Source organism: Streptomyces sp. NPDC002795 (assembly GCF_042888725.1).
Classification (GTDB): domain Bacteria; phylum Actinomycetota; class Actinomycetes; order Streptomycetales; family Streptomycetaceae; genus Streptomyces.
On the sequence record NZ_JBIAQB010000010.1, the window covers coordinates 15,534 to 32,321 of the forward strand.

Annotated in this window: 17 protein-coding genes and 1 pseudogene; 4 read left to right on the plus strand and 14 right to left on the minus strand. The window is 70.6% G+C overall.

The annotated features are described in order from the left end of the window. The first annotated feature begins 40 nt into the window (after positions 1-40). Both ACFYWS_RS28325 and ACFYWS_RS28330 read left to right on the plus strand, forming a co-directional pair. A complete protein-coding gene (locus ACFYWS_RS28325) occupies positions 41-586 on the plus strand; it encodes a hypothetical protein (RefSeq protein WP_389281105.1) in 546 nt (181 codons plus the stop codon). 33 nt (positions 587-619) lie between these two features. Continuing rightward, complete coding sequence (locus tag ACFYWS_RS28330) at positions 620-1,678, plus strand: WD40 repeat domain-containing protein (protein ID WP_389281107.1); 1,059 nt, start codon at positions 620-622, stop codon at positions 1,676-1,678. A gap of 383 nt (positions 1,679-2,061) precedes the next feature. Here the strand turns inward: ACFYWS_RS28330 and ACFYWS_RS28335 are convergent, their stop codons facing one another. Then, positions 2,062-2,304, minus strand: coding sequence for a hypothetical protein (locus ACFYWS_RS28335; protein WP_389281109.1), 243 nt, complete (start codon positions 2,302-2,304; stop codon positions 2,062-2,064). Between the two features lie 40 nt (positions 2,305-2,344). On the opposite strand from ACFYWS_RS28335, the gene ACFYWS_RS28340 reads away from it, so the two are divergent. Beyond that, positions 2,345-3,172: a helix-turn-helix domain-containing protein gene (locus ACFYWS_RS28340; protein WP_389281111.1), complete on the plus strand. Its 828-nt coding sequence runs from the start codon at positions 2,345-2,347 to the stop codon at positions 3,170-3,172. Positions 3,173-3,493: 321 nt separating this feature from the next. Here the strand turns inward: ACFYWS_RS28340 and ACFYWS_RS28345 are convergent, their stop codons facing one another. Both ACFYWS_RS28345 and ACFYWS_RS28350 read right to left on the minus strand, forming a co-directional pair. Beyond that, on the minus strand, positions 3,494-3,832 hold the full coding sequence (locus ACFYWS_RS28345; protein WP_389281113.1) for a hypothetical protein: 339 nt from the start codon (positions 3,830-3,832) through the stop codon (positions 3,494-3,496). Positions 3,833-4,046: 214 nt separating this feature from the next. Further along, positions 4,047-4,676 carry a ScbR family autoregulator-binding transcription factor gene (locus tag ACFYWS_RS28350; RefSeq protein ID WP_389281115.1) on the minus strand — a complete coding sequence of 210 codons (630 nt, stop codon included), beginning with the start codon at positions 4,674-4,676 and terminating at the stop codon, positions 4,047-4,049. A 304-nt stretch (positions 4,677-4,980) separates the two neighbouring features. On the opposite strand from ACFYWS_RS28350, the gene ACFYWS_RS28355 reads away from it, so the two are divergent. After that, a complete protein-coding gene (locus ACFYWS_RS28355) occupies positions 4,981-5,871 on the plus strand; it encodes a ScbA/BarX family gamma-butyrolactone biosynthesis protein (RefSeq protein WP_389281117.1) in 891 nt (296 codons plus the stop codon). A 121-nt stretch (positions 5,872-5,992) separates the two neighbouring features. Here the strand turns inward: ACFYWS_RS28355 and ACFYWS_RS28360 are convergent. The 11 genes and pseudogenes from ACFYWS_RS28360 to ACFYWS_RS28410 form a co-directional block, all read right to left on the minus strand. Continuing rightward, positions 5,993-6,931, minus strand: a pseudogene (locus tag ACFYWS_RS28360) (hydroxyacid dehydrogenase); the annotation flags it as partial. A gap of 7 nt (positions 6,932-6,938) precedes the next feature. Continuing rightward, the gene (locus ACFYWS_RS28365; RefSeq protein ID WP_389281119.1) at positions 6,939-7,886 is read right to left on the minus strand and encodes a hypothetical protein; all 948 of its coding nucleotides are present in this window, start codon (positions 7,884-7,886) and stop codon (positions 6,939-6,941) included. Next, a complete protein-coding gene (locus tag ACFYWS_RS28370; protein ID WP_389281121.1) occupies positions 7,877-8,518 on the minus strand; it encodes a 4'-phosphopantetheinyl transferase family protein in 642 nt (213 codons plus the stop codon). The genes ACFYWS_RS28365 and ACFYWS_RS28370 overlap by 10 nt, the downstream gene beginning before the upstream one ends. Then, positions 8,515-9,657 (minus strand): acyl-CoA dehydrogenase family protein, encoded by a 1,143-nt coding sequence (locus tag ACFYWS_RS28375; RefSeq protein WP_389281123.1) that lies wholly within the window; start codon positions 9,655-9,657, stop codon positions 8,515-8,517. The genes ACFYWS_RS28370 and ACFYWS_RS28375 overlap by 4 nt, the downstream gene beginning before the upstream one ends. Continuing rightward, on the minus strand, positions 9,650-10,837 hold the full coding sequence (locus ACFYWS_RS28380; RefSeq protein WP_389281125.1) for an acyl-CoA dehydrogenase family protein: 1,188 nt from the start codon (positions 10,835-10,837) through the stop codon (positions 9,650-9,652). Before ACFYWS_RS28380 ends, ACFYWS_RS28375 begins: the two co-directional genes overlap by 8 nt. Further along, positions 10,834-11,109, minus strand: coding sequence for an acyl carrier protein (locus tag ACFYWS_RS28385; RefSeq protein ID WP_389281127.1), 276 nt, complete (start codon positions 11,107-11,109; stop codon positions 10,834-10,836). Before ACFYWS_RS28385 ends, ACFYWS_RS28380 begins: the two co-directional genes overlap by 4 nt. Next, complete coding sequence (locus ACFYWS_RS28390) at positions 11,106-12,422, minus strand: type III PLP-dependent enzyme (RefSeq protein ID WP_389281129.1); 1,317 nt, start codon at positions 12,420-12,422, stop codon at positions 11,106-11,108. Before ACFYWS_RS28390 ends, ACFYWS_RS28385 begins: the two co-directional genes overlap by 4 nt. Then, positions 12,406-13,923: a class I adenylate-forming enzyme family protein gene (locus ACFYWS_RS28395; RefSeq protein ID WP_389281130.1), complete on the minus strand. Its 1,518-nt coding sequence runs from the start codon at positions 13,921-13,923 to the stop codon at positions 12,406-12,408. Before ACFYWS_RS28395 ends, ACFYWS_RS28390 begins: the two co-directional genes overlap by 17 nt. After that, positions 13,923-15,125 carry a hypothetical protein gene (locus ACFYWS_RS28400; protein WP_389281131.1) on the minus strand — a complete coding sequence of 401 codons (1,203 nt, stop codon included), beginning with the start codon at positions 15,123-15,125 and terminating at the stop codon, positions 13,923-13,925. Before ACFYWS_RS28400 ends, ACFYWS_RS28395 begins: the two co-directional genes overlap by 1 nt. After that, positions 15,115-16,482: a TrpB-like pyridoxal phosphate-dependent enzyme gene (locus ACFYWS_RS28405; protein ID WP_389281132.1), complete on the minus strand. Its 1,368-nt coding sequence runs from the start codon at positions 16,480-16,482 to the stop codon at positions 15,115-15,117. The genes ACFYWS_RS28400 and ACFYWS_RS28405 overlap by 11 nt, the downstream gene beginning before the upstream one ends. Beyond that, positions 16,479-16,757: an acyl carrier protein gene (locus tag ACFYWS_RS28410; protein WP_389281134.1), complete on the minus strand. Its 279-nt coding sequence runs from the start codon at positions 16,755-16,757 to the stop codon at positions 16,479-16,481. Before ACFYWS_RS28410 ends, ACFYWS_RS28405 begins: the two co-directional genes overlap by 4 nt. Positions 16,758-16,788: the final 31 nt, after the last annotated feature.

Below are 16,788 nucleotides of genomic sequence, written 5' to 3' on the forward strand. Positions count from 1 at the left end.
AACAACAACAGCAGGACAGCAGCAGTAGGGGGAGCGCACGGTGCAGACGGACAGCCAGATCGTCGATACTCAGGCGGCGCAGGCGCTGTTGGACTGGGCCACGGGCGACACATCCCGGTTGTTCCAGGTCACCGGTGCGCGGGGCAGCGGCAAGAGCCAACTGCTCGCCCATTTCCTGGTCATCTCGGGCAGTACCCCGGGCACCGTCGTCCATGCCACGGTCCCGGCCAAGGGACTGCATGTCGATGGTCTGGCATGGGAATTGGGCCGCCAGTTGGGCTACGGGCCGCAGCCGGTACACGGTCTCGTCGATCGAGTAGCCGCCGATCCGCGCCCGCTACTCATGCTCGTACCTGACCTGCACCTCACCCGCGATCCGGCGGCAGCCGTCGCGGACCTGCTCGGTCCGCTGCTGCGTGTGCCACAGGTACGCATGGTCGTCGAGAGCGACGACGAGGCGCTCTTCGAGGAGGCGGCACACGTCATCGTCTTGGGGCCCGGGGCGTACGAACCGCCCCGGCCGCAGAGCGACTTCGCCTCGCTCCTCGCCACGGTCCCGCGCACCACTCACCAACGTCCCGACTGAGCCAACACTCCTCGCAAGGACCGCGAGCGCCTCTTGGACCAGGCCCCCGACCAGGAGGCGATACGGGGTCTGCTGAGTGACCCCGAGTTCCTGCTGCACGGTCCGGCCACCGCGATCAGCGCCACCCTCGCCGATCCGAACACCCCTGCCCCGCCCAGCCTGCGCGCCGTATGGGCCCTGGTCGCCCCACAGCTCTCCGCCCTCGACCACGGCACCACACAGCGCGCCGCGCTCCTGCACACCGCTGCCCTCGCCCACGACGCCGCCCTGGCCAACTCCTTGCACTCACTGGCCCAGGAGCAACCCCTGCATGCCATGTGGGCGCACTCCGGGTTCCCTGTCACGGCCCTGGCCTCGCTCGCAGAGGGCACCGTAGCCGCCGCCGATCCGCTCGGTTCCCTGCACACTCTGGACCCAAGCACCGGTCATCACACCGGAAGGCTGCCCGCACCGCCCACCGCCAGGCCCTACCAAATGGCCGCCGCGCGGCTGCTGTTGGACGAACCGGGCACCCTCCTGCCCGCCACGGGCGATGACCCCGTCGCGGACGCCATCGCCGCCTTTCACGGTCAGGCTGCCTTCGCCCCCGAGCCCGTGCGCCCTACTGCCCTGGGTAGCGATCCGTCCGCGGCCACCGCCGTGATCGGAGACGACCAGGGCGCCGTCCATGTCTGGCCACTGGCCACCTACCAGCCGTTCCCGCGCACCACGCGGCTCCATACCGCACCCGTCACTGCCACCACCTGCCTGCACCTGGCCGACGACGAGGTGACTCTGATCTTCTCCGCCGGGATGGACGGGACCGTACGGCTGTGGGGTCTGGGCAGCGAGCCGATGTCTGACCCCATTGAGCAGCGCCCCTGCGTTGTTACCGCCCTCGCCGCCGCCGATACCCCTAGCGGTCCGGTCCTGGCCACCGCCTGGAACGACGCGGAGCTGCACCTCACCAACGTCCTGACCGGCCGGACCCGCGCTTTCGCTCTTCTGCAGGAGGCTTCAGCCCTCACCTTCACCCCCGACGGGCTGCTCATGGTCGGCGGCCCGAACATCACGTATGGCCTGCGGATCTCTCCTGGACAAGAATCAAGGTGACCGTCCTCCTTTCGCTATGCCGTCTCACCTTCCAGCGCTGGAAGGCAAGCTGAGGAACCTGAGACACGAAGTGACGGGTGAGCAGCATTGTGGAAGCTGTGGGGGCAGAGTCCTTTCCGGGTTGGGGTGTGGCTGTCCGTCCGCAAGCCGGGCTCCGCTGGCGGTGCACTCACACCGGCCTGGGCCAGGATCTTGGTCCATTCGTTCGGCCGCGCACACCCCGGCATGTGGGGGCTCATGGAGATGGAGCACGGCTATGCAGCGGGCGAAGCGGAACTCCTGCTCGGCCCTGAAGTCGGAGCGCCCTGCCCCTTGTGGGTGCCGAATATTACGTCGGTGCAGTTCAGCCCTGTTGTCGCGCCGACGACAGCGGTCGGCAATGATCACTGTCCATGCTCGTACGCCTGGCCTGCATCGCCGTCTCCCACGCCTTCACCGCCCTGCGGCTGATCCCTATGAGCGACCACGACAAAGACGTCGAGATCCTCGCGCTGCGGCACCAGCTCGCCGTCCTGCAACGCCGGCTCGGCAGCCAACGCCCCGGCTTTCAGGAGGCCGACCGCGCGTTCCTGGCCGCTCTCCTCGCCCCGCTGCCACGAACCGCCCCTGGGCCGGCTACGGCTCATCGTCTCCCCGGACACTGTCCTGCGCTGGCACCGCAACTTCATGACTAACCGTCACATCCGTCTCAGCCGCAACCCGCGTCCCGGCCGCCCCCGCACCGTCACTTCCGTCCGCCGCCTCATACTCCGCCTCGCCGAGGAAAACCCCACCTGGGGCTACCGGCGCATCCACGGCGAACTCACACTCCTCGGCATCAAACTGGCCCCCTCCACCGTCTGGGAAATCCTCAAGGCCGAAGGAATCGATCCTTCAACCCAACGCTCGAACGTCACCTGGGCCACATTCCTACACTCCCAAGCCGAAGCCATCCTCGCGATGGACTTCATCGAGACCATCACCCTCACCAGACAGCGTCAGTACATCCTCGCCGCCATCCACCACGCCCACCGAAACGTCCGTGCGCTCGGCACCACCACGCATCCCACCCACGCCTGGGTCACCCAGGCGATCAAGAACCTGGTCATGGACCTCGAAGACGCCGGACAGCTCACCGCCATCAAGTTCATGATCCGCGACCGCGACGCAAAATACCCCGCCGTCATCGACGAGATCCTTTCTCAGGCAGGGATCCGCACCGTGCTCACCGCCGTCCGCACGCCACGCATGAACTCAACCATGGAACGCTGGGTTCGCAGCCTGCGCCGTGAAGTCCTCGACCGCACCCTGCTCTGGAACGAAGCCCACCTGTGGCGAGCGCTCCGCGAGTACGAACAGCATGACAACCATCACCGCACCCACCGCACACTGCAGGCTGCCGCACCCCTCCGAGTCGTGCCGGAACCGCTCAATCCACCACAGCTCGAGCCGCTTCGCGTTCGCCGACACGATCGTCTCGGCGGCGTACTCCACGAGTACCAACATGCTTCCTGACCTGCATGGAGGCAATTATCGGCACGCACAACGCCGCGGACCGACACTGCCACGCCCCAGGACGGGATTGCCGCACACCAAAAGGCCCTGACCCTCGCGCGCCACGCACACAGCCCCATCGACGAAGCAACCGCCCTGGAGGGCACCGCAAGAAGCCGGATGCTCGCCGGCGACTTCGAAGGCTGCATGGCGGATCTAAGGCTGGCCGTGCGGATCTACGACCGGATCGGAGCCGAGGCAGTCAAATCCCCCGGAAACGTGCCCCGGTGAGAACCGATTGCCCACTTGGTGGACAGCGGCATTACGGTCAATCGCGGGCCGTCACTCGTCCACTACCTCCTCGAGGTGACCGAGCAGTTCCTCGGCGACCGCGTCGCGCTGTGCGCCCACCGGGATCCAGTAGTGGCTCATGTCACCGCTCTCGACGCCCTCTTCGCTGTTGAAGCGCATCCGCGTCCCCTTCGGCAGCAAGCTCTGGAACCATTCGACGAATGCTGCCGCCTCGGCGGCTGTGCACGGTCCGATGTTGAGGCTCTGCGCCCCGTCCATGAACTGCCCGCCAACCGCGACGTCCCCCACGCGCACGACGAACACCAGCGAGTGACCGTCGAATGCGAGCTGCTCGGGCACGTCCTGGGGCGCCGCCAGAGGTGCCGTCATGGCTTGGACGCTCAGCCTTCGCAGTCCGGCCTCGAACCGTTCGACATTCAGGCCCCAAGAGCTGCCGTCGGGCACTGCCACGTAGAAGGTCGTGGTTAGGTCATCCCTGTTCATGCGCTCACTTCCGGCTCTCTACGGAGCGTGGCGCGGGCAATCATCCACTGCCTGCTCGCGGTGTCCCATCCCTGACACACGTCCACCTCCCTGGCACCTCTCAGCCCAAGAGGCGCTTCAGGCGTTCGTGCGTGATCTCGGTGCGGGAGATGATCGCGGGGACCGCCACACCGGGCAGCAGCAACCGCCACATGCGCAGGGTGCGTTCGGTCAGGTCCTCGCGTCCGCTGGCCACGGCGGAATACATCTGCATACCGGTGCACGCCTCGGTGATGAACTCGCCCAGCTCGTCCGGCAGGACACCCGCCTGCAGCTCGCCGGACTCCTTTGCGTCCCGCAGGCAGTCGGTCATCACGCCCGCCCACGAGCGGTAGGGCGTCACATCCCGAGCGCCCATGGCCGCCTGCTCCCCCGTCAGGCGCACGCCTGCCCTCAATAGCGGGTCGATCTGGAGCATGTGGGACCACAACAGGGTGATGTCGACCAGCCGCTGGAGCCCCTCGGAGTGCAACTGAGGGACGATCAGCTCGGGTTGTTCGTTCATCACCGCACGGGCCAGATCCTCCTTCGAGTCGAAGTGGAAATACAGGGCTCCGGTGGTGAGCCCAGCCCGCTTCAGGATCAGGTTGATGCTGGCGCCCGCGTAGCCGTACTCGTCGAAGGCCTCCGCCGCCGCACTGAGGATCGCCTTGCGGGTCTGCACCGCTCGTTCTTGCTTGGGTTCGACCACGGTTTCTCACTCTCCACAAACGTAACGCTCTCTATGTTATGTCACCAACTACAGAGCGGCAAGCGTCGTACCTGAGCGTTTCCGCAGGCCCTTGCGGCTCCAGCCACGCCCTACCCAACGGGGCAGGATCGGTGCCCACTACATCCTCCCTTCCCAAAAAACCGAACACTCTTTATGTTGCTGCCTGCGGGCGACCCACCGGATCCCGGGGGCCCCACATTCGTTCGTTCCGCACGTCCTGATGGGGGACAACATGCTCAGCACGCTGCCCAGAACATCTGCGACAACCCTCACCGCACGGCCCGTGTCCGCGGCCGAGGTGCACAAGCTGGACCCGACCGAAGTACTGCTCAGCGACTGGCAGCAGGTCGACGCCGACCGCTTCGCGATCTCCGCGCGCTGGCCGGCCCACCACCGGTTCTACGCGGGAGCGCACGGCTCCCGCGACGCGCTCATGCTCGTCGAGTGCGTCCGCCAGTCGATACCGCTGCTCTGCCACTCCGCCTACGACGCACCGTTCGGTTTCCGGCAGGCTTGGGAGGACCTGCACTTCGCCGTCGAGCCCGCGCTGCTCGCCGGGACGGACACTCCGCTGAGCATGCGACTGGATGTCACGTGCTCCGACGTCCTGCGCCGCGGCGCCCGCGTCGGGGGCATGACGATGACGGTGAAGGCGTCGTGGCAGGGTCTGCCGGCGGCGTACGTCAGAACCAAGTTCAACAACCAGTCGCCCGCGGTCTACCAACGCCTGCGCGGGGACCACGGAGACCTGGCTTCCGCCCATGCCCGCGCGCTGCCGCCCGGCCCGCCGATCGACCCGGGCCTCGTCGCTCGGGAGAACGGCACGGACGTGGTGCTCGCGGCGGCACCCGAGGGCAGCCCGCATACCTGGCAACTGCGGGCGGACCTCGGGCATTCCGTCCTCTTCGACCACGCGGTCGACCACGCGCCCGGGATGCTCCTGCTCGAGGCGGCCCGGCAGGCGGCCCTTGCCCGGTCACCCCGGAAGGCTTCCCTGGTGGGCATGACGACGCGGTTCATCCGCTACACCGAGTTCGACGCACCCTGCCACATCGGCGCGGAACTCCTCGCCGCCGGGGCCGAGAGGCGGGACGGGACGCAGGTCGTCCGGGTCACGCTGACGCAGAGCGACCAGGTGGTGTTCACCGCCGACGTGACCACCGCCGTGGTGTAGAACGCGGGGAACCCGGGGCCCGGACACTCGATCCGGACCCCGGGTTCGCACGGGTTCATGCGGCCCGAGACCCGACCGGTGTCCGTGCCCGGGCGACGTCGGTGCCGTGCCACCAGACCTCGTTGACCGCGTCCGGCACCTGGGCGCCGCCAAGAGCGCGGCGCACCGACCGGGCGACCGAGACACCTGCCCGGTCCTGCGCCTCGCGTGTCGACGCACCCAGATGCGGGGTGCAGACCACCTGGTCGAGGGCGAGGAGCGGCGAGTCCGTGCAGGGTTCTCGCGTGTACACGTCCAGGCCCGCGGCCGCCACTCGCCCCTCGACCAACGCGGCGTACAGTGCCTGCTCATCGACGATGCCGCCGCGGGCGGCGTTGACGAGACGCACCCCCTCCTTCAGCAGGCCCAGTTCGCGCACACCGATCAGGCCGAGTGTCTCCGGCGTCCTGGGCAGGTGCACGGTGAGGAAGTCACTCGCGGCGAGGACCGCTTCCAACGGCAGGGTCGGTACGCCGAGTTCGGCGGCGCGTTCGGGCGCCACGTAAGGGTCATGGGCGATCACGTTCATGCCGAACGCCGCCATTCGCTCCGCGACCAACCCGCCTATGCGGCCGAGCCCCAGCACGCCCAGCGTCTTGTGTGCGAGCTCGACCCCGCCGTACTTGGCACGGTTCCACTCGCCGTTCTTCAGTGCCTGGCCGGCCTGCGGGATGTTGCGGGCCGTGGCGATCAGCAGGCCGCAGGCGAGCTCGGCGGCGCTGACGACGTTGGCGTGCGCGGCGTTGACCACGAGGACTCCGGCCTCGGTGGCGGCGGACACATCGATGTTGTCGATCCCCACTCCTGCGCGCGCGACCACCTTCAACCGGCCTGCCGCGGCGAGCAGTTCGGCGTCCACCTGGGTGGCCGAGCGGATGAGGATGGCGTCGGCGTCCGCGGCGGCCGCCAGCACATCACGGCGGTCTGCGCCGTCGCAGTACCTGATGTCGAGGTCATGCCCCAGGGCGTCGACGGCGGCAGGTGCGAGCTTTTCGGCTATGAGAGCGATCGGCCTGCTCATGGGAGTCTCATTCCTTGTCGGGTGCGGTCAGGTCCCGCAGAGCGGTGAGGAGTTGCTCGATGGAGCGCTCGATCGCGCCCGGGCGCGGCCGGCCCCGCGCGGTGGACTGGGCGGCGAACCGCAGCGCCCGGGGAAGCTCGTCCCAGGCCGCCGTCGCGGCGGCGGCCGGTTCGGGGTGAGTGGTGCCGTCCGCCACGTCGAAGGCGAGCTTGAAGGTGTGATGGCGGGCGGCGGCCCACAGGTCGTCCACATGGCGGGCGACGGCGAGCGGTTCGGCGCGCAGCACTTCGGAGACCCGCAGCAACGACAACTCGAGGTCCAGGCTCCAACTGCCGTGCCCTGGCACGGTGTTGTGGCCCTCAGGCGCGGGAACCCAGTCCAGCCAGCGGTAGTGGTCGGCCGGTGGCACGGGGATCTCCTGGCCGAGCGCGAGCGCGTCGCGGCGGACGACTTCCCCGGGCGGCCGGGTCCAGGGCGCCAGGGCGATGGCGAGCTCACTGTCGGCGATCCAGCCCAGGTAGGGCTCCTGGTCACCGAACGGGGTCAGGGCCGAGAAGTGATCGGCCACCAGCCACCGGCTGTCGTGCCGCTCCCTGATCACCACCCAGTGCGGGGCGTCCGCCTGCCCTCGTGACGGCGCCCAGGGCAGATGCCTGGTGTTGCCGACGGCCAGTACCCTTCGGTCGCGCCGCAACGCAGCGTGCAGGGCCTTGCGCGTCGTCGGCCAGTCCGGCGCGCCGGCGTAGCCGAGCTGTCGGCCGTCGGCGGTCCTGTCGATACGGGGGTGGTGGGAGAAGGCCAGTTCGCCCGTGGGCAGATCGGTGCGGACGGCGAGTCGGACTCCGGTGGCGAGCCGGCGGCGGACATCGGGGACGTCCGGGGTGAGGTGGGCGAGCAGGTTGGTCGTGTAGCAGCTGAGGTCCGGCATGGTGTCCGGGGCACCGGTCAGGAACACGTGGCCTCCAGGTCGTCGTCGGGATCCGAGAAGGCGCAGCTGAGGGGCGTGCGGGAGCGGTCGCGCAGGCTGATCCAGCGAAACCTCTGCCACTGGCCCCTACGGCTGCCGGGCGCGATGTCGATCGACCAGGGGCTGCCGGGCAGGCCGGTGCCCGCGGCTTTGACGCAGGCCTCCTGGGCCGTCCACACCCAGGCGAGTTCGAGGGCCCGCTGCTGCTCGGGCAGCGGGCGGAGCTCCTGTGCGTACGGCCCGAGGCAGCGACGCAGGAGACCGTCCGGCACGTCGTCCAGGGGAAGCTGGATGTCGACGCCCACGCTCCGGCGACGGCCGACCGCGACGGCGAGCGCCGTACCGTCGTGCGAGACGCTGACGCCCGTGCCGGGGTCACCGGCGAGCACCGGCCGTCCCTGGGCGTCGGCCCGGATCGGTGCTCCGGCCCGCTCGGGCACCGTGCGGCGCAGCAGGTGGCGCAGCAGGGCGCGACCGGCGAGGAATTCGGCCGTCCGCCGCCGGGACAGGGTCGCCGTCATGGCCAGGTCGTCGGGGTGCGCCTCGTGCCGCGCCCACGTCTCGAGCCCGCCGGTCGCCACCCATACGTCGGGGGCCGCCCGGGTGATGAGTGTCGTCATGTGCGCAGCTCCGTGAGGAGGGCGTCCGCGTGATCGGCGACCGTGTCCAGGACCAGCTCGCTCACGCCGCCGCCGATCGCGAACACGGCGGCTTCGCTCCGGATGCGCTGAGCACCGTCGCGCAACAGCCCGTCCGCCCCCTGGAGTTGGGCACAGACTGCCAGGACGGGGTCGACGACCAGGCCGACGGCGGACTTCAGCACAGCCGCCGCAGCGAGGTCGTGGTGCCCGGCGACCCGGTCTCCCAGGCTGTCGCACAGCGCGTCGAGCTGTGCGACCTGGACGAGGCAGGCGGCGAAGCGCTGGCGCACGGAAGCGTTGTGCCACAGCGGCCGGCCGTCCACGTGGCGCCGGGTCAGCCGTTCCTTGGTGTCCGCGAGCACCCGGCTGGTCAGGGCCACCGCCCACAGGGCGCCCGCGAGCCGTTCGGTGCCCATGTGCTGGGCGAAGGCCACCATGCCGCGCCCGGGGCGGCCCACCAGGTGGTCCGGCGGGAGCCGGACGTCCCTGAACTCGATGTGCCCGGTGTCGGCGCCGGTCAGCAGGTCCGTGTCGGCCCGGGTGATCCGGGCACCGGGTGCGTCGGCCGGCACCAGCACCCAGGTGAAGCTGGTGAAGTGGCGGCCGGGGCGGTGCCGGGCGAGTACGAGGAGGTACCGGGCCGTGCACGCGGTGGTGATCCACCGTTTGCCGCCGTTCAGCACCAGCTCGTCCAGCCCGATCGTGACTTCCGTACCCAGGTCGGCGAGATCGGAGCCGGCCGCCGCACGGTCCGTGGCGGCGAGCGCGAGCGTCGCGGCGCCGGACCTGACGTGCCCGAGTGCCGCGCGGACGGGTCCGCTGTCCGGCGCGCCCGCGGCCAGCACCGGCAGGGCGCTCGCCGCCTGGACCAGCACGCTCAGCGTCACGCCGTTGTCGCCGCGGGTGTCGACGGCCGCGAGCAGTTCGGCCAGCCGGCCGGGGACGACGTGCCCCGCCCGGCCGTAGAGCCCTTCGATCAGCCCGGCCGCACCGCAGGCCTCCCAGACAAGCGCGGCCGAAGGGCGATCGGGAAGGGAGTCGAGGACGGTGACAGGTTCCGTCCGTTCGGGTGGTGGGGACAGAAGCCGGACGTTCGCCTGCACTTGACGGTCAGTCAAGACGCACCTCGGAATCCAGCAGGGCGAGCTTGCCGTCCACGAGGTGGAGGCGGTCGTTGCTGTAGTTGAGGGCCGCCGAGCGCAGGTCGCGCAGGCTCTGCTCAAGCCGGGTGGGCGAGTCCTTGAGGTAACCGTGGCGCATGCCCACGGCGTCCACGAGATCGTCGACGGCCCGGTAGCACTCCTCGGCCGCGGTGATCTTCAGGCCGTTGAGGAGGAGTTGGACCCGAGGGGCGCTCACATCGGGTGCCTCGGCGACGGTGGCGCGGGTGTGCTCCAGCAGGGCGTGCACGGTGTCGATCCGCTGCCTGGCCCGGGAGAGCCTGGTGAGCAGCAGTTCCGAGTCGAGATCTGCCCGGCCCCTGCCGCGCGGGGATCGCAGCAGTTTGACGACGCGGGAGAGCGCGCCCGCCGCGGTACCCAGCCAGCAGGCCGACCAGCCCAGGTGCGCCATGGGGCCGAACACTGTGGTCACGATCGTGCGGAAGTCGCCGTGCTCCCCCACCACATGGTGCGCGGGGACTGTTCCTGAGAGACGGAGTGCGACGCTGTGGCTGGAGCGCATGCCCAGTGGCTGCCAGTCCCCCGACCGCTCGATCTGCAGCTGGTCCCGGTGGGCGTAGACGAGGGAGACCTGGTGCGGCGACGTAGCCCCGGGGCTCTGCATGGTGACGAGGAAGCCGTCGGCGTGTTCGCCTCCCGTGACGATCGGCGCGAACCGGTCTATGGCCAGCCCGTCCTCCTGGGAGGCGAGCGCCGCCTGCGAGGTCAGCAGGTGTCCGCCCGTGCCGGACTCCGTGGTGACCGAGGCCAGGTACTGCCGGCCTGCGGCGATCTCCGGGAGCAGCTCCTCGCTCAGTCGCCGATTGCCGAACCGCACCAGTGCGGCGACCTGTTGGCAGTGCATGACGAAGATCATCGCCACCGACAGGTCGACGCGGGCGAGGGCGGTGCCCGCCCGCGTCACGTCGGCGGGCGTGCCGCCGAGCCCGCCGTACTCCTCGGGCACGAGCAGCCCCAACAGGCCGCTGGTGCGCATCCGGGCGAGCGCCTCCACGGGGAAGGTGGCTTCCCGCTCATGCCGGTCGAGGTGCTCGGCGGCCACGGCGGCGACCTCCTCGACACGTCCGCTCACGGTCAGGGCGGCCGTGGGTGGGGGGAGCAGCGCGGCCGTGCTCATGCGGCCGCCCGGGAGGTGTCGCTCAGGCCGCCCTGCGCCTCGACCGCCGCGGAGACGGCCGCCCACAGGCTGCCGGCGGACGCGAAGGTGGCGTCGTTCATGGCGTCGTCAGGGAGCGTGACCTCGAACGCGTCTTCCAGGGCGAACAGCAGCTCGATGGCCTGCATGGAGTCGAGTCCGTACGACCGTAGGGACGCCTCGGGCTCGATCTCCTGGCCGTCGAGGAACTTCAGGAACGGCACGAGCGCATCGGTGAATCGGGGGTCCATCATGTCTCTCCAAGGGTGGGGCCGGCCGCGGCCGGGGCGGGGGTACGGGTCAGGTGGAGCCGGGTGATCTCGGCGTCGGTGTCGGGCAGGTCGCCGTCGACGACGGCCTCCAGCGGCAGCGGATGGCCGAGGAAGGCGACGAGGCTCGCGCTCAGCCCGTAGGCCCCGACGTTGGGGACGGCCAGTACGTCGCCGGGGCGCAGTTCGGGCAGGTGTGCCGACCGCGACCAGGTGTCGAGGGGGGTGCACAGCGGGCCGCTGACCAGGGCGTCGACGGTGTCCGAGGACGAGGCGGCCGGGCCGGTGGCGGCCGGCACGAGCTGTGGGTTGAGCGGCGGCAGGCGACGCATCCCCGACATACCGCCGAGGTGGTTGATGCCGGACTCCAGGACCACGACGTCCTTGCCGTGCGAGCGTTTCACGTCGAGCACCGAGGTCAGCAGGGTGCCCGCGGTGCCCACCAGATACCGGCCCGACTCGAACACCATCCGGGTGCCGTCGGTGTGCCGGTCCGGCAGCTCCTCGTCGAGCAGCGCGGTGAGCCCTGGGCGCAGTCCGCTGAGGTCGATGCGCTCCCCGGCGCTCGCGAAGGGAGCGCCGAACCCGCCGCCGAGGTCCAGGACGCGCAGCCGCGCGCCGTGCGCGGCAAGGGCCGTGCGCAGGGTCTTCGCGGTCCGTAGGGAGCGGGCGAACTGGCCGATGAGCGCCTCGGGTTCCGCCAGGTTCGAGCCCATGTACAGGTGCAGACCCATGAGTTCGGCGTGCGAGCGTCCGGCGAACCTGGCCGGTTCCTGGAGCACCCACCCCGTGTCGGCGCCGAACTGGGAGGCCACGCCGGTCATCGCGAGGCCCTGCCCCGGGACGGGCTGGTCGTCGTTGATCCGCAACAGGCACTGTGCGGCGGCGTCGAGCCGTCGCGCGATCCGGTCCAGCTGCTCGATGGCGTGCGGGGAGTCCACCGAGAAGAGGCGCACCCCGGCGCGCAGCGCCTTGTCGATTTCCTCGTCCCTTTTGCCAGGGCCGGTGTAGAGCACGTCGGCGGCGGGCCAGCCGACCCCGAGTGCCGCGTCGAGTTCGCCGCTCGAGCACACTTCGGGTCTCGTTCCCTGCTCCCGCAGCTCGCGCAGCAGGGAAGGGTGCGCGTTGGCCTTGAGGGAGTAGTACACGTCGCTGCCGACGGGCAGCGCCTCGCTCAACGCCCGCCGGTTGCGCCGCACTTCGGCCAGGTCGTAGACGTAGGCGGGGGTGGGGATCCGGGCCAGGGCGTGCGGGGACAGCGGCAGGGCCGACGCGGCGACTTCAGTGGGTGCGGACATGTGTGGCCTCCTCTGTCAGGGCGGCCAGCGCCTTGCGGTCGACCTTGCCGTTGCCGGTCAGCGGGAGCGCGTCGAGCACCAGGCAGTGCCGGGGAATCTTGAACTCCTCGATCTCCTCCCGCATGCCGGACAGCACCTCGCCCGCGGAGCGCTCGCCCACGACGAACAGCAGGGCCGGGGCGGGGTGGTGCGGCGCCAGCACAGCCGCCGCGGTGACACCGGCCACCCGGCGGGCGGCCGCTTCGACCTCGGTGGCACTGACGCGGAAACCGTTCTCCTTGTAGATGTCGTCGCGACGGCCGTCGAAGTAGAGATAGCCCTCCTCGTCGACCCACCCGTAGTCACCCGTATTGAGCTGAGGGAAGAGTCCCTCGACGCGGGGGAAGCGCTGCGCGGTGAGTTCGGGGCGGCGCCAGTAGCCCGCCATCACGTTGGGTCCCCGCACCACGATCTCGCCGATCTCGCCGGGGGTCAGCCGGCGGCCCTCGTCGTCCACGACGAAGACCTCGGTGCCCGGCAGGGCACGGCCGCTGGAACCGGGCCGCTCCAGGTCGCCGTCTGGCGGCATGATCGTGGCCCGCTTGCACTCGGTGAGCCCGAACATCAGCTGCACGCGCAGCCCGGGCAGGCAGGACCGCAGAGTGCCCAGCGTCTCGGCGGGCATCGCGGCCCCGGTGTTGGTCAGCAGTCGCAGCGGCGGCGGGTCATGCCGGCGGGCGCGGCGCAGCAGCCGGGCCAGCGCCTCGGCCACGGAGGGCACCGCGGCGAGTACGGTCGCACGGGCCCGCACCAAGTTGTTGAGGAGCGCGGGCCCGACCTCGGCGGGGCGGCCGAGCACGACGTGGGCACCGGCCAGACCGGACACGAACAGCTGGTAGAGGCCGTAGTCGAAGGAGAGCGGCAGCGGGCTGTACACGACGTCGTCCGGCCGGTAGCCGAGGACGCTCTGAATGGCCCCCGCGGAGAAGAGCAGTTGCTGGTGGGTCGTGACGACGGCCTTGGGCAGCGAGGTCGTGCCGGACGTGTAGATGAGGCACACGGGATCGACGGCGATCGTGCCGGGCTCCGCCATCTCGGGCACGGGGCCCGCGGCGAAGGCCACGGCGGACAGGGCCGCGGTGGTGTGCGTGCGTACGGCGCGCCGGCGGCCGGACTCCTGCGCGGCGGCATCGTCGGTGACGAGCAGGGCGGGTTCGCAGTCGTCAAGTACGTGCTCGAGCTGGACGCCGCGCACCTGCTCGTGCAACAGGGAGAAGGTCACACCGGCCCGTGCGGCGGCGTACACCAGGGCGGGCTGGACGACGGAGCCGGGCGCGCACACCACGACACGGTCACCACGGCGCAGTCCCTGGGCCCGCAGCCACACTGCGAGCCGGCGAGCGGCTGCGTCGAGCTCCCGGTAGGTGAGGCTGTCGTCGCCGCTGGTCACAGCGGATGCTTCGGGCGTGGCGGCGGCCGCGCGGTCGAGGAGGTGGTGCAGGAGTTCTGGGTGGGCAGACATCAGTTCCCTCCGGTGCGGGCGGGCGCGGGGTGCGGTGCGGTGTGCGTGGCGCGCACGAGGACGCGGCCGATGCCGTCGAGGTGGTGGAGGTTCTCGGGGACGAGGTCGTCGGCGGCGCACTCCACGGACAGATCGCGCTCCAGCCGCTCGATGATGTCGACGACGCGGAAGGACGTGAATCCCGGCAGTTCCGCCAGGGAGCGGGCGCCCAGCACGTCCGCGGCGTCCACGGCGAGCGCCGCGGCGACGGTGTCGGCGACGCGCCTGCGCAGCGCTGCGGGCACCACCACGGCGGCGCTCTCGCCATCGGTCACATGGTGTGCCGCGGCGCTCCCGAACACCTCCCGGTCACGACGGAGTTGGGCGGCGAGCCGAACGAAGGTCTCCGCCGGTTCCGCGCGGCCGCGGGCCACCCTGCGGTAGCCGACGTAGACGCTCTCGGCGAGCGCCTCCCACGCGGCCACGTGCGCGTCCCGCGCCGGGTCGTCGCCAGGGCCGCCGGGCCCGCAGAGGAAGGCCGCGTGCAGTCGGCGGGAGCGGGCGAGCAGCCAGGTCTCCAGGGTGAGCCGGTCGAAGGCGGCGACCCGGTCGGGGTGCTCGGCATACGCGGACACGTAGGCGTCGACGGCCGCGTCGTCCGCCAGGTCGACGACTGGGGTGGGTGTGCCGGGGGCCGGCCGCGCGGGTGCGAAGGTGACGACGGTCGCGGCCTCGGGTACGGCCGAGGCGAGTTCCGTGCGGTCCAGGGTGCGCGTGAGGGGTCTGGCGCTGCCCCATGGTGTCTCGTTGTGGTAGCCGTCCACGACCACGGCGCCGTCCGGATGCGGCTCCAGCAGGAAGCTGTGTTCCATGTGGCGCTGCCCGGCGTACGGGACCCACGGCAGGTGGTAGGCATCGGACACGATGTATCGGCCGGGGGCGGGCTCGGGGGGCTCGCCCGTCCGGGTACGCTCCTGACCGATCTCCGCGAGCCCCAACAACGGTGCCATGTCGCTGAGTTGTTCCGTCACGGAACGCTCTACCGTGGGCAGTCCTGTCGGTCCTGGCGTGGGGCGGAAACGCAGGACGGAGCCGAGGTTGAGGTGGGTGCCTTCGCCGTGCCACCGGTCCGCGAGGATCGCCAGGTTGACCTGGACGCAGTCGAACAGGCGGCAGTCCGTGGCGATCGGGCGGTCGGTGTCGACTGCATGGTCAGCGTTCACGGCCCGCTCCGACCCCGGCGAGCGCGCCCGCCGGCTGCAGATCGGTCATGGCGCGGCGCAGCTCCCCGGGGTCTGGAGAGACATCGCTCAACTCGCCGTCCAGCAGCTGCTGGTAGGCCCCCAGGTCCAGGTAGCCGTGGCCGCTGACGCACACGACGACGCCCTTGCCGGAGCGCAGCGGGCCGTTGTTTCCCTCCGCTCCCCCGGCGGCGAGCCGAGCGACGGCGGCCAGCGCGTGCCCCGACTCCGGCGCCGGCAGCACCATCTCGCTCCGGGTGAACAGGCGTCCGGCGTCGAGCGCGTCGACCTGGCCGACGGCCGTCGCGGCGATCTGATCGCGGTGGCGCATGGCCGACAGCACCTTCGCGGCGCCGTGGAAACGCAGCCCGGCGGAGTGCGAGTCGGGAATCGGATAGGAGCTGCCGATGGTGTACATGGCCTCCATCGGCCCCGTGCCGGTGGCGTCCGTGCGGTCGTAGGCGTACGTGCCGCGGGTCAGCTTGGGTGTGGTGCTCGACTCCGCGGCGAGCAGCAGCGGCGGTTCGGCCCCGGTGGCGGACGCCGCGGCGAAGAACGGCAGCGCTATTCCGCCGAAGTTCGAACCGGCGCCCACGCAGCCGACCACGGCATCGAACTGGGCATCCTGGGCCGCGAGTTGATCGGCTGCCTCCAGACCGATCACCGACTGGTGCAGGATGCTGTACGTCTCCCCGCTGCCGATGCAGAACGCGGCGCCCTCCGTGCGGGCGGCGTACTCCACCGCCTCGCCGATGGCCAGGGACAGGCTGTTGACACCGGCCTCGCTCTGGGCCGCCACCTCGGTGAGCGGGCTGGGGCTTGCGTGCACGGTGGCGCCGAGGGTGCGCATGAGCGTGCCCCGGTAGGGCTTGCGCCGCAGACTGTTGCCCACCATGAAGACGGTGCACTTCATGCCGAACATGGCGCAGGCGGCGGCGAGAGCGGTGCCCCACTGACCGGCCCCGGTGCCACTGACAAGCTCCTTCACGCCGGCCTTCGCGTAGTAGTAGGCCTGCGCGAGCGCGGTGTTGAGCTTGTGACTGCCGGATATGTTGCCGCCCTCGTACTTGACGTAGATCGGCACGCGCGCCCCGACGGCCCGCTCGAAACCCTTGGCCCGCCACAAGGGTGTGGGCCGGAAGGCCTTGTACGCCTCGACGACCTCGGCGGGGATGTCCCAGTGCTCCTTGTGCAGGACGCTCTGGCGCACCAGTTCCATCGGCAGGTTGACCTGGACGCCGTCGGCGCCCGCGTGTTCGGGGGTGCGGTCCGGCGGCAGCCGTTCGTCGAGGTGCGGCAGGACACTGCGCCACGTGGTGGGTGGTTGCATGGCGGTCATCGGGCGGCCTCCGCCCCGAGCAGCACGACCTCGATCAGGTCGTTGACGGAGCGGAAGGTGCGCCCGACGAACAGGTCGTCGGGCAGCACGATGTCCAGCTCGTCCTCCAGTTGCACCAGCATGCCGACGAACCCGAGGGAATTGACGTGCAGAACCTCCCCGTTGAGCGGTTCGTGGTCATCGATGTCGGCGGGCCGCAAGGGCAGGCGTGACTCGGCGAGCACCACGCGCTTGACGGATTCGGCGACCGCGGTCCGGTCCAGTCCTGTGATCATTGGATGCTCCGTGAAAGGGGATGGTGGAGGT